Here is a 12722-nt window from a genome sequence, read left to right as displayed (position 1 = left end):
CTTTACGAATAATAAAATATTTATATATACTTATATATATTTATGTATTAATATATAAGTATAAGTGATGTTAAATCATAAATAAGAGATGTATATCGCCTCATTATTTTTATCGAATCTAAAAAACCAAGTTGATTAGCACCAAATCCCTAACTCTTTAAATAAATAAGAAGTTTTGAGGATTACCTACTAAGTTGTTAGGTAGATTATAAATTTAAGTACACTTACCTTGAATGTAATAACATGATTTAAAGCAATTACAACATTCCCTATTAGCTTTTCATCAATAAATAATACAGACATGCCTTTTTTCGTAATTCCCCCAAAAAACAACAAATTTTTTCCATAGTCTATTATTCTAGAATTGTTACCAAAAATCAATAGTTAATTGTTGTTCCCCATTTTCACTTCATTATTATAAGGCGTCTTTAGGTTAACCGATTATCCTATTTTACATATCATATTCTGGCTAAGATTCACCACCCTCATAGAATTCTCCTTAATTTACAAAGCATTATATATTTATGTTTTTCAGAAAAACCCACCTTTCTTTTAAAAGTAATAACATCTGTATCCTCATTAAAAATATGCAAATAATTCAGGTTTTACTTTTCTATTTCTCAATATAAATTAATTAAAATAAAAAACATATAATAAAGTCTTTATCCGTCTTGTTTTGTCAGTCCAAAAGAAAAAACAATTAGTTATAGTAAAAATCACCCACTTTAAAGTGGTGACATTTTATTGAGAAAATACATATATGCATAAAAGCATATTTCCTCCTGCTCATTATCCTATACAATATTAACTGTAACAAAAATGATTACAACTAATAAGGAGGCTTTTTCTACTATGAAAAAAATGATTTTAGCCGGTGCGTTAACTTTAGCAGGAATTACTGGAGCTACCGCTTTTATTCCTGAAACAAAAGTCGCTGCTGCCACTCAAGAGCAAAGCTTTACAAAATTTTATTCTTTGCAAACTGGAAGTAGTTCTGAACAAGAACCTATTTTCCTTCAAAAAGGACAGGAACTAACTATTCAACCTAACAGCAAAACTCCTAGTTACAGTGTTTATGACTCAAATCATAACCTTATCGGGCGTTATTCTGATGGGTACGGCAGAATTTTCACTGCAAAAATAGATGGAAATATGTACGTTCAATTTCATGCACCTTTCGTTTACTATAGTCCTGTCAGCTTTTCTGTTACTTATACTATCCAATAAAATAAAGGGCCTTTCTCAAGGCTCTTTATTTTGCTTCCCAATTCACTTTCACATATCCATCTTTCACCATTACACCACTTATATTAAACACATATTTTTCATTCGCTTTTAATGTAACTGTAAAAGCACCTTTTTTCGATTCACAAATTTCTTTTAACTCTTTTATCCCTTCCCCTTGTCTTTCATACAAGCTAAAGCATAAATTACTGCGTTTTGCATCTGTCTCATAAGAAAATGTCACTTCTGTATCTTTCTCGTACTGAATTTCAATATCTTTCCCAGCAATATCCCATGATGAGAATTTTGCTTCATAACTTGTCTCTCCTTGCTTCTCACTTTCTAAATATATATCACCGGCTTTCCACATATCATCTAACGTTTGAACGAAAGCAAAGCCACTCAGCAATACAAACATCGCACTTACAAATATGACAACTAATGTTATCTTTTGTTTTTTCATAGCCTTCATTGTATGTTCTCCTTCTATTTTCTTTTTACTTCTTTGTATCATATATAACAAAACCCCAATAAAAAATGGCAATACAATCGCTATAACACTCCACCACTTACTTATTCCACGCGTTTTTGCATCTGTATATACCCATGATGCTACACATACTAAAAGTGCTATAAAAGTCAAAAGCATTGTAATCCCAGCTATCTCAAATACTACAAATGGATTAGCGAACTCTATCATGTAATTTATACTCCTTCTTTAAAAATGAATGTATGACAATATATATAGGAATGTATAAGTGCATCACTATAACAAGTGCTATTATGATAGGTTTTTTATTGTCTAAATGAACAACAAACTGTTCTACCATAATTGTTAATAAGACAATCCAAGTAATATGTATACAAACAAACCATCTTTTCTCTAATTTCCGAGCTTTTCGCACACCATCTTTTGTTTTGTTTAACAGCTCTGCGCTAGGAATTACCTCTCCCGCCAAGCTACTTTTTATCTTTTGATTAAACTTATCTTCCGTCATAAACGAACCCCTCCAAATGTTCCCGCATTTGCTTCTTCGCATAATTAAGGCGGTATTTCAACGTACCAATCGGTATATTTAATATTTCGCTCATTTCTTTATAAGAGTATTGTTCATAATAGTAGAGTACGAGCACGGTTTTATATTTTTCATTCAATAGCTGTATAACTTCTCGTATCATTTCCGATTCCACTTTTTGAATAAATTCTTCTGATATATTCACTTCATCTGCGAAATCGATTTCTCCACCATCCTCTTTATGAAACAAATCCAATACGCGATCTTTCCACCTTTTCTTCTTACGATAAAAGTCATAAAACGTACGAACACAAATTGTAGTAATCCATTTTTTATAATTTTCCACGCAAGAAAGCTGGTGCCTAAATGAAAAAACTTTTATCCAAGTCTCTTGAAAAATATCTTCTGCATCTTCTTTCGTTTTCGCTAATTTATAGCATAAGGAATATATTTGCTGCTTATATATATCAATTAATTCTTCTACCTTTTCTTCCATCTTAAACCTCCTGTCATTTATATAAGACGACGCAAATTCTCCTTTTGTTTGATAAAATTTTATTTTTTTATTATCTCCATACAAAAAGGCAATCACAACATCGTGTGATTGCCTTTTACTGAAAACGAAAAATCGGTTAGAATACTCGGTGGCTTCGCGCCTTCCTCCTATTCTGAACGAGCCGCTTCTGCTTTTCTTTATTACATTTTTTCTGGTGCAGATACTCCTACGATTGCTAATGCATTTTGAAGTGTAGTGCGTACTGCTTTCATTAACTCATAGCGAGCTTTACTTAATTCTAAGTTGTCTTGGTTTAATACTTTTTCTGCATTGTAGAAGCTGTGTAATGCTGCTGCTAATTCAAATGCATAGCTTGTAATGCGGTGTGGCAGACGTTTTTGCGCTGCATCCGCAACTACAGCTGGGAATTCACCAAGTTTTTTCAGTAACTCTACTTCTTTCTCCGAAGTAACAAGCTTGTAATTCACGTCTCCGCCTACAGCTAATCCTAACTCTTCACCTTGACGAAGAATACTGCATACGCGAGCATGAGCATACTGTGCATAGTATACTGGGTTTTCATTAGATTTTGATACAGCTAAGTCCATATCGAAGTCTAAATGAGAATCACCGCTACGCATTGCGAAGAAGTAACGCATTGCGTCCACGCCTACTTCTTCCATAAGCTCACGAAGTGTAACTGCTTTACCTGTACGCTTACTCATCTTCATTTTTTCACCATTTTGGTACAGTTGTACCATTTGGATGATTTCTACTTCAAGTGTTTCTTTATCGTAACCAAGTGCTTGAATAGCCGCTTTCATACGAGAAATGTAACCGTGGTGGTCAGCACCCCAAATGTTGATTAACTTATCGAAACCACGCTCTAATTTATCACGATGGTAAGCGATATCTGGCGTTAAGTATGTGTAAGAACCGTCGTTTTTAATTAATACACGGTTTTTGTCGTCACCGTAAGTCATAGAACGGAACCAAGTTGCACCGCCTTCTTCAAAGATCTCATCACGCTCTTTTAATACTGCAAGTGCAGCATCGATTTTTCCGTTTTTGTACAATGATGTTTCTGAGAACCATACATCGAACTTAACACGGAAGCTTTCTAAGTCTTTTTGAAGTTTTGCTAACTCATATTTTAAACCGTATGAACGATAGAACTCATAGCTTTCTTCAGCATCAGCTTTTGCATAACGATCGCCAAACTCTTCAGCTAAACGCTTACCGATTCCAATAATGTCCGCACCATGGTATCCGTCTTCTGGCATTTCTTTCTCTAGGCCTAAAGCTTGCATGTAACGAGCTTCAACAGAAAGAGCTAAGTTATGAATTTGGTTACCAGCGTCATTAATGTAGTACTCACGAGATACATCGTATCCTGCTTTTGCTAATACGTTACATAAAGTGTCACCTACTGCCGCACCACGTGCATGTCCTAAGTGAAGGTCACCTGTTGGGTTCGCAGATACGAACTCAATTTGTACTTTTTCACCTTTACCAGTATTCGTTTCACCGTAAGCTTCGCCAGCGTTAACGATTGTTGGGATTAAGTCTGTTAAGTAGCTATTATCCATGTAGAAGTTAATGAAACCAGGTCCTGCGATTTCAATTTTTTCAATAGAAGCTTTTGCTTTATCGAAGTTTGCAACTAATTCTTCTGCAATCATACGAGGTGCTTTTTTCGCAACGCGTGCAAGTTGCATTGCCATATTTGTAGAGAAGTCACCATTTGTTTTATCTTTTGGAGATTCTAATACAGCGTTTGGAATCTGTTCTTCTGTCGCTAATTCTGCCTTTAATACAGCAGCTTGAATTTCTTCTTTAATTAATCCTTTTACTTGTTCTAAAGAATTCATTATTTTGCCTCCTTCAAATTAAGTGTAATTGTATATCTGCCAGCTTCTTGTTCACTTAGAAGCAATGCGTACGTTAAGAAGAGTTGTCCTTTTTTCTTTTCATCCGACCATTTAAAAAGAACGTTATCAGTTTTCGTTTGCAATGCAAACGTACCAAGTTCACTCGTATACGTACCAGTTGTCCATTCACCTTTCACATGCGTTTGACGCATTGAAACAGCACCTGAACGCATAATGAGAACTTGTTCATCTTGAATTTTAATAATTGTTTTCACTTCGCCCTGTTCGTTCGGCTCTTGGAATGTTACATATGTACCTTGACCTTTTACATAGTATTGACCATTTGCTTCAAAAGCAACGGTTTCCTTCCTCGCCCCTTCACGGATTTCTGTTACGAAATGAACGTGTACCGGCAAGCCTGCAAGTTGTTTCTCCACGTCTTGCACACCTTTCAAATGTTATAGATATTAAATACTACTTATAATAAATCACTTTTCCTATCATATCAAAAAAAACCTCTGTCTGTCTGCTGAAAAATCAGGAAAACTCCATTTCAAAAAATAATTCACTTTCACTTTATTTCATATGATAAAATGTTTTTTAAATCTAAATATTCTTTCATTTAAAGAGGTGAGTTATGTGCTACCGACAAAATTAAAAAAGGGTGATGAAATTAGAGTTATTTCACCGTCTTGTAGCTTAAGTATTGTCTCAACTGAAAACAGAAAGCTTGCTATAAAAAGATTAACCGACATGGACTTTCAAGTTACATTCTCAACATATGCTGATGAGATAGATCGATTTGCTTCCTCTTCTATTTCTTCACGTGTTCAAGATCTTCATGAAGCATTTAGAGACCCTAATGTAAAAGCCATTTTGACAACACTTGGCGGATACAACTCTAATGGTTTATTGAAACATCTCGATTATGATTTAATTCGAGAAAACTCGAAATTTTTCTGTGGCTATTCTGATATTACCGCTTTAAATAATGCAATTTACACAAAAACAGGACTTATTACATATTCAGGACCCCATTTCTCTTCATTTGGAATGGAGAAAGGTCTCGAATATACGACTGATTACTTTTTACAATGCTTAACTTCTAATAAGTCTATTGAAGTCCTGCCATCTGAAACTTGGAGCGATGATTCTTGGTATATAGATCAGGAAAATCGAGAATTCATTACAAATGAAGGTTATATTTCGATTCATGAAGGCGAAGCAACTGGAGAGATTATCGGTGGTAATATGAGCACATTGAATTTACTACAAGGTACACCATATATGCCAAACTTACAGGGGAAAATATTATTTCTTGAGGAGGATAGTTTAACTGGAAAAGCTACCCTTAACACTTTTGATCGTTATTTACATTCTCTTATGCAGCAACCTGACTTTGAACATGTAAAAGGCATCGTTATAGGAAAGATGCAAAAAGGTGCAGAATGTACGATAGAAGACATTCAAGAAATGATTGCTTCAAAGCCTGAACTTACACATATACCTATCATTGCAAACGCAAGTTTCGGGCATACAACCCCGATTTTCACTTTCCCAATTGGTGGACGTGCAAAAATCATTTCTAATAAAGAGAATTCAGCTATCACCATTTTAACGCACTAAAAAAGGAGCGAACGATTCGCTCCTTTTACGGTTTTTCTATTTTTTCCAACGCTTTTTGCGGAATTGATTCTTTTGGGATTTCAGCCCATCCTTTTCCTTGCATACCTTTTGCATAAATTTTTATAAACGCCCCCGTATGCAATTCACGGTTCATCATTCTTTTCACAACTTGTAACTTTCCGTCTTCTGTATACCCTTTAAATGTATACAAGTATTCACCGTCTTTTTTCTCACCTTTATTTATAACCGCATAATAATCTTGTATTTCTTTATTTGAAAAGAAGTTGTCTACAAAAGCATGCACACCTTCTGTTTTCGTGTTTAAATAGTACGCTGTTCCACCTAAAAGAATGGCGAATACAGCTAAAACTTTAATTACCAATTTCATACATGCGCCTCCTGTTTGCACTTCTTTCTCACTAATCTTATGTCTATACCTGTATTATACGGAAAAAGGCATACCATACTCTATTGAAAAGTCTTACACTTTCCTTACATTATTGTAAGGGTTTTTCAACTTATAGCAATTTCCCAATAAAAAATTTTTCCGTTTCATGAACTTTTATATTATTATTGAATGATACAAATTTTTATTACAAAAATCAAAGGAGACAGTTTTCAAATGGCTATCTTGCAAGGTTTAGCACTATTACTTGTTGCACTTTGTCTATTTACACTTTTTAGTTACCGTGCTCCTTACGGAATGAAAGCAATGGGTGCTTTAGCTAATGCAGCAATCGCAAGTTTTCTTATTGAAGCATTTCACCGTTATATCGGTGGAGAGATGTTTCATAATGACTTTTTACAATCAGTAGGAGAAGCTTCTGGTAGTATGAGCGGTGTCGCAGCGGCAATTTTAGTCGCACTAGCAATCGGTGTTTCACCCGTATATGCTGTTTTAATCGGTATCGCTACTAGCGGATTCGGTATTTTACCAGGATTTTTCGCTGGATACGTTTGCGCCTTCGTCGTGAAATTTCTCGAAAAGAAATTACCGGCTGGTGTAGAGTTTTTAGCAATTTTATTTATTGCCGCACCAATCTCACGCGGAATGGCCATGCTTATGGATCCGCTCGTGAATGCAACGCTCGGTAAAATCGGTTCTATGATTTCAGTTGCAACTACAGAAAGTCCTATCATTATGGGTATTATGCTTGGTGGATTAATAACAGTTATTTCTACTTCTCCATTAAGTTCTATGGCACTAACTGCAATGCTTGGATTAACAGGTTTACCAATGGCAATTGGTAGTCTTGCCGTAGCAGCCTCAGCCCCGATGAACTTTATTTTCTTTAAGCGACTAAAAATTTGCTCAAAAAAAGACACAATCGCTGTAGCAATCGAGCCTTTAACACAAGCCGATGTTGTTTCAGCAAATCCAATTCCAATTTATGCGACAAACTTCGTTGGCGGTGCACTTGCTGGTATTATTACATCTCTGTTCCAGCTCGTTAATAATGCACCAGGAACAGCATCACCAATCCCAGGACTTCTTGTCTTATTCGGATTTAATGACGTTGTAAAAGTAACAATTGCTGCTGTACTGTGTGGAATCGTTACCACTATTGTTGGATACATCGGATCAATCGTATTCCGCAAATATCCAATTCGTTCTGCTGATGAAATTCGCGGCATTACCTCGGAAGAGAAAGTTGCATAAGAAAAAGAGCTATTCTCATTGTTTGAGAGTAGCTCTTTTTCTTGTCGTGTAACGGTAAATGAAATTATATCAGCGATTTTTTTAATATATCGACTTACCGACACATAACGACAAAATAAGAGCTCCCTATTCATATAGGAGGCTCTTATTTTATCCAGCTATAGCGGCTAGAATGATCGGTGGCTTCGCTTCTTCCCCCTCACATTCTAAACGAGCCACTTCCGCTTTTATTTCACCCAACCGAGCAGCATTTCCCGCACGAATTTGCTTGCTGCGACTGGTGTTTGATCACTATGGTCGTAGACAGGAGCTACTTCTACTAAGTCTGCTCCAACTACATTTATATTTGAATTTGCAATTGCCACGATGGAATCTAATAATTCTTTAGATGTGATACCTCCAGCTTCTAACGTTCCTGTTCCTGGAGCGTGAGCTGGGTCTAATACGTCAATGTCGATTGTGACATAAACTGGGCGTCCTGCAAGTTTCGGTAATACTTCTTTTAACGGTTCTAATACGTCAAATTTATATAAGTTCATACCTACTTCTTTTGCCCATTCGAATTCTTCCTTCATTCCAGAACGAATACCGAAAGAATATACGTTTTCCGGACCAATTAAATCGCACACTTTACGAATAGGTGTAGAGTGGGATAAAGGCTCCCCTTCATACGATTCACGTAAATCAGTATGAGCATCCATATGGATGATTGCTAAATCCGGATATTTTTTTGCCATTGCCTTAAAAATTGGCCAAGACACTAAGTGCTCACCGCCGAGACCTAGTGGAAACTTATCGGCATCTAAAAGTTTTGATACATACTCTTCAATCATGTCTATGCTACGCTGTGGATTTCCAAATGGTAATGGAATATCACCCGCATCAAAATATTTTACCTCTTCTAGTTCACGATCTAAATATGGGCTATATTCTTCAAGACCGATTGACACTTCACGAATACGTGCAGGGCCAAAACGAGAACCTGGACGGTAGCTTACTGTCCAATCCATTGGCATCCCGTAAATAACTGCCTCTGACTCTTCAAAACTTGGATGACTTTTAATAAATACTTTACCTGAATAAGCTTCATCAAAACGCATACTCTTTTCCTCCTTGTGTGGAACTTAAGGTATCCCAACCTTTCATTATTTCTCAAATTTGGAGCCTATAACTCCTCTTTCTCGATTTACCTGTGCCTTCTTTTTCTTACAAGAAGACTACTTCATTTGTAGCAGTGTAAGTAACTAGCATGTTCAAGCCTTCTAGACAAACACCTTAAATGAGTCACTTACACTTTATTTATTTCAATTTAACGCTCTTACTTAATTAAATCGCCAACAAATTTCGGTAATGCGAATGCTGCATTGTGTAATTCTTTTGTGTAGTATTTCGTTTCGATTTCGTGGAAACGCTCTTCACTCACTTCTAATGGATCATGTTTTTTAGATCCAATTGTGAACGTCCAAAGACCACTTGGGTAAGTTGGAATGTTCGCTGTGTATAAACGAGTAATTGGGAAAATCTCCTTTACGTCTTTAAACACAGTTGTAATTAGTTCTGGTGTGAACCAAGGGTTGTCCGTTTGTGCAACGAAAATACCATCTTCTTTTAACGCTTTAGAGATTCCAGCGTAGAAGCCTTTTGTAAATAGATTTACTGCTGGTCCTACTGGCTCAGTAGAATCTACCATAATTACGTCATATTCATTTTCGCTTTCTGCAATGTGTAGGAAACCGTCTCCTACTTTTACTTCTACACGCTCATTATCTAGTGCGCCTGCAATTGATGGTAAGTATTGTTTAGAGTACTCAATTACTTTTCCATCGATTTCAACAAGAGTTGCTTTCTTTACGCTTGGGTGTTTTAACACTTCACGAATAACACCGCCATCGCCACCACCTACAACTAATACGTTTTCAGGGTTTGGATGTGTAAATAAAGGTACGTGCGCTACCATTTCATGATAAACGAACTCATCTTTTTCTGTTGTCATAACCATGCCATCTAAAATAAGCATGTTTCCGAACTCTTCCGTTTCAACCATATCAAGTTTTTGGAATTCTGTTTGCTCCGTATGTAATGTGCGGTTAATACGCGCCGTAATCCCAAAATGTTTTGTTTGTTTTTCAGTGAACCATAGTTCCATCGTACAATCACGCCTTTCAATGCAAATTTATAATAGGGACATCATTAATGTCCCCTAACAAAAATAAAACAAAACATCCAAAAAGTATAGTTAAAAGTACAAAAATACCGAAAATATATTTTAGTCAGAGGGTTCTAACATATGTACGAAAAGGGATTGCCCTGTAATAGGAAAGAAAACCCTTTCTTAAGAAAGGGCTTTTGTCTCTACTTCTACCGGCTTTCGAACCGGAATTAAAATCATTACACAACCGACTAACACAACAATTCCACCGACTAAAAACGGACTTTGCGGTGAAACAGTGTGGCCGATGATTCCTGATAAGATTGGAGCAATTGCGCCACCTAACCAACGAACGAAGTTATAAACACCTGATGTAACAGATCTTTCATAAGGTGAAATATCCATTACATAACTTGTAAATAATGCATTATTTAACCCAGATGCTAATCCCGATAGAACAATTAATACAATTTGTAACCACATAACTTTCACGAAGAATAGTGCGATTAAGAAAAGGGCAAATACGAGTAAACTACCTTTCAACAATGCTTTCGGTTCATATTTCCCTTCTAGCTTATGAGCCAAAATTGCAGAACCGTAAGCTAACGCTAATCCCCATCCGCAAAATACAAACCCTAATTGAATAGCAGATAAATGCATAATAAGTGGTGAATATGCTAGCACAACGAAAAATCCGTAGTAGTATAACATTCCTGAAATCGCACCTTGCATAAACGGCTTATATTTCACCAGGTTAAGTAATTCCCCTACGCCTGCCGCCTTACGTTTCACTTTTCGCTCCGGTTCTTTTACAAAAAAGAAAACTAAAATAAATGCTAAGAAAATTAAAATACTCGTCGCAAAAAATGGGTAACGCCAAGAATGTCCACCTAATATCCCGCCTAATAACGGTCCGCCTGCCATCCCTAAACCGATAGCTGCTTCATATAGTCCTACTGCTTCATGAACTTCTTTACTTAATGCAATCAATAATGTCATCGCCGTTGCGAAGAACATCGCATTTCCTAATCCCCACCCCGCGCGGAAAATAGATAATTGGGCAATCGTTTGCGATATACCGCATATAAACGCAAATACAGTTACAATCGCAAGACCGATCGTCATCATTCGTTTATCACCAAATCTTGATGCGAATATTCCAGCTGGTAACATCATAATTGCCATCGTTAAAATATATGCTGTAAATAACATCTCTACTTGCCAATGCGATGCACCAATTTGCTCAGCAATAATTGGTAAGATTGGGTCGACTACCCCTATACCCGAAAAGGCAAGGAAGGTAGCCACCACTGTAATCAATCTCCCTAATTTTTGTTTGCTCTCCATTTTGATCATTCTCCTTTTGTACTCTCTAAAAATGTCGCTGCACGATGTAGGCTATCTTCGAGTTCCGCCTTTACACGCTGCATTTGATCCATTTTCTCGTCTAGTGTTTGCACTTGTTTTTCAAGCATCTCTTTAATTTCTTGAATCACTTCGCGGTCACGAGGATTCTCACTATTTCTTCTTTGCTCCATTCTTTCTTTTAACGATAAAAAATGTTGCATTTCTTGAAGTGTAATCCCTAACACTTCTTTCGCTTCTACAATCCTTTTAATTCTGGCGATGTCCTCGTCCGTATACAGGCGAATGTTCCCCTCACTACGTTCAGGGGGATGAATTAAACCAATTTCCTCATAATAACGAAGTGTACGTTTTGTTAAACCAACTTGCTTTGTGACTTCATCAATTTTATACATGTTTATTCCTCCCTTCACTCAATTATTACATTTTACGTTAACGTTAACTTTTGTGCAACTGTTAGACTTTTGTAAATGTTTATCCCATTCAATTGTATTTTTCCAAAAGCAGTTTCATAATGAAAGAAAAGAAACGATAAGGAGATTTCCGTATGAATAAACCACTTATTTTCGCCCACCGCGGGGTAAAAGGAACACATCCAGAAAATACGATGATTGCCTTCCAAGAAGCAGAACGCATTGGTGCCCACGGCATTGAGCTTGATGTCCACCTATCAAAAGATGGTGAACTTGTCGTGATTCACGATGAAACAGTAGATCGCACAACAAATGGCATAGGTCTTGTTTCTGAAAAAACGGTAGCGGAATTACAAGCTTTAGATGCTGGTAGCCATAAAGAACCTTCTTTCCATGAAGCAAAAATCCCAACGTTACGTGAAGTATTCATTTGGTTATCTACGACAAATTTACAGCTCAATATTGAGTTAAAAACAGATGTTATCCACTATCCAACTATTGAAGAAAAAGCTGTTGCTCTCGTTCGTGAATACCATCTATCTAATCAAATTATATTCTCATCATTTAACCACGACTCTGTTTCATTATTAGCAGAAATAGCTCCTGAAATCCCGAGAGCAATTTTATATGACACACCACTTGCTGATCCGATTGCTGAAGCAAAAAATAGAAACGCAACTGGTTTACACCCAAACTTTCAATTATTAACAAAAGAATTTGTCCAATTTGCACAAAATCAAGGGTACGTTTTCCGCCCTTATACGATTAACGAATACAAAGATTTACAAACTATGATTGACTATGGCGTAGATGTCATTATTACCGATTGGCCAGCACGTGCCTTTGAGCTCCTTTCTTAATTGAAGGAGCTTTTTGTTTTCGAAATTTCATTGTTTAAAATA

14 protein-coding genes are annotated in these 12722 nt (G+C 36.3%); 4 read left to right on the top strand and 10 right to left on the bottom strand.

Annotation, left to right across the window (positions count from 1 at the left end; all coding sequences use genetic code 11):
- Positions 1–852: 852 nt before the first annotated feature.
- Positions 853–1227: a hypothetical protein gene (locus tag QCI46_RS00660; RefSeq protein ID WP_353839382.1), complete on the top strand. Its 375-nt coding sequence runs from the start codon at positions 853–855 to the stop codon at positions 1225–1227.
- Positions 1228–1252: 25 nt separating this feature from the next.
- Here QCI46_RS00660 and QCI46_RS00655 read toward each other — a convergent pair whose 3' ends face one another.
- From QCI46_RS00655 to QCI46_RS00635, 5 genes are all read right to left on the bottom strand, one after another.
- Positions 1253–1924: an ABA4-like family protein gene (locus QCI46_RS00655; protein ID WP_353839381.1), complete on the bottom strand. Its 672-nt coding sequence runs from the start codon at positions 1922–1924 to the stop codon at positions 1253–1255.
- On the bottom strand, positions 1908–2222 hold the full coding sequence (locus QCI46_RS00650) for an anti-sigma factor (protein WP_353839380.1): 315 nt from the start codon (positions 2220–2222) through the stop codon (positions 1908–1910). The genes QCI46_RS00655 and QCI46_RS00650 overlap by 17 nt, the downstream gene beginning before the upstream one ends.
- Positions 2209–2736, bottom strand: coding sequence for an RNA polymerase sigma factor (locus QCI46_RS00645; protein ID WP_353839379.1), 528 nt, complete (start codon positions 2734–2736; stop codon positions 2209–2211). Before QCI46_RS00645 ends, QCI46_RS00650 begins: the two co-directional genes overlap by 14 nt.
- Before the next feature lie 200 nt (positions 2737–2936).
- Complete coding sequence (argS, locus tag QCI46_RS00640; protein ID WP_353839378.1) at positions 2937–4607, bottom strand: arginine--tRNA ligase; 1671 nt, start codon at positions 4605–4607, stop codon at positions 2937–2939.
- A complete protein-coding gene (locus QCI46_RS00635) occupies positions 4607–5044 on the bottom strand; it encodes a YwiB family protein (protein ID WP_000414868.1) in 438 nt (145 codons plus the stop codon). Before QCI46_RS00635 ends, argS begins: the two co-directional genes overlap by 1 nt.
- A 202-nt stretch (positions 5045–5246) precedes the next feature.
- On the opposite strand from QCI46_RS00635, the gene QCI46_RS00630 reads away from it, so the two are divergent.
- Positions 5247–6233 (top strand): S66 family peptidase, encoded by a 987-nt coding sequence (locus QCI46_RS00630; protein ID WP_353839377.1) that lies wholly within the window; start codon positions 5247–5249, stop codon positions 6231–6233.
- A 25-nt stretch (positions 6234–6258) separates the two neighbouring features.
- On the opposite strand, the gene QCI46_RS00625 is transcribed toward QCI46_RS00630, so the two are convergent.
- Complete coding sequence (locus QCI46_RS00625; RefSeq protein WP_353839376.1) at positions 6259–6621, bottom strand: YxeA family protein; 363 nt, start codon at positions 6619–6621, stop codon at positions 6259–6261.
- 234 nt (positions 6622–6855) lie between these two features.
- On the opposite strand from QCI46_RS00625, the gene QCI46_RS00620 reads away from it, so the two are divergent.
- A complete protein-coding gene (locus tag QCI46_RS00620; protein ID WP_353839375.1) occupies positions 6856–7893 on the top strand; it encodes a PTS sugar transporter subunit IIC in 1038 nt (345 codons plus the stop codon).
- Positions 7894–8120: 227 nt separating this feature from the next.
- Here QCI46_RS00620 and speB read toward each other — a convergent pair whose 3' ends face one another.
- The 4 genes from speB to QCI46_RS00600 all read right to left on the bottom strand — a co-directional run bounded on the left by speB (position 8121) and on the right by QCI46_RS00600 (position 11802).
- Entirely contained in the window at positions 8121–8993 is an 873-nt protein-coding gene (gene speB / locus QCI46_RS00615; RefSeq protein ID WP_001209823.1) for an agmatinase, read from the bottom strand.
- A 218-nt stretch (positions 8994–9211) separates the two neighbouring features.
- Positions 9212–10039 carry a polyamine aminopropyltransferase gene (gene speE, locus QCI46_RS00610; RefSeq protein ID WP_000424696.1) on the bottom strand — a complete coding sequence of 276 codons (828 nt, stop codon included), beginning with the start codon at positions 10037–10039 and terminating at the stop codon, positions 9212–9214.
- A 186-nt stretch (positions 10040–10225) separates the two neighbouring features.
- A complete protein-coding gene (locus tag QCI46_RS00605) occupies positions 10226–11389 on the bottom strand; it encodes an MFS transporter (RefSeq protein WP_327958568.1) in 1164 nt (387 codons plus the stop codon).
- Between the two features lie 5 nt (positions 11390–11394).
- A complete protein-coding gene (locus QCI46_RS00600; RefSeq protein ID WP_088065047.1) occupies positions 11395–11802 on the bottom strand; it encodes a MerR family transcriptional regulator in 408 nt (135 codons plus the stop codon).
- 152 nt (positions 11803–11954) lie between these two features.
- Between QCI46_RS00600 and QCI46_RS00595 the strand changes: the two genes are divergently transcribed.
- Positions 11955–12680: a glycerophosphodiester phosphodiesterase gene (locus tag QCI46_RS00595; protein ID WP_353839374.1), complete on the top strand. Its 726-nt coding sequence runs from the start codon at positions 11955–11957 to the stop codon at positions 12678–12680.
- Positions 12681–12722: the final 42 nt, after the last annotated feature.

It is taken from the genome of Bacillus cereus group sp. RP32 (genome assembly GCF_040459735.1).
GTDB classification, from domain to species: domain Bacteria; phylum Bacillota; class Bacilli; order Bacillales; family Bacillaceae_G; genus Bacillus_A; species Bacillus_A wiedmannii.
The sequence above is the reverse complement of the archived record's forward strand: the minus strand, read 5'-3'. Positions and strand labels throughout refer to the sequence as shown.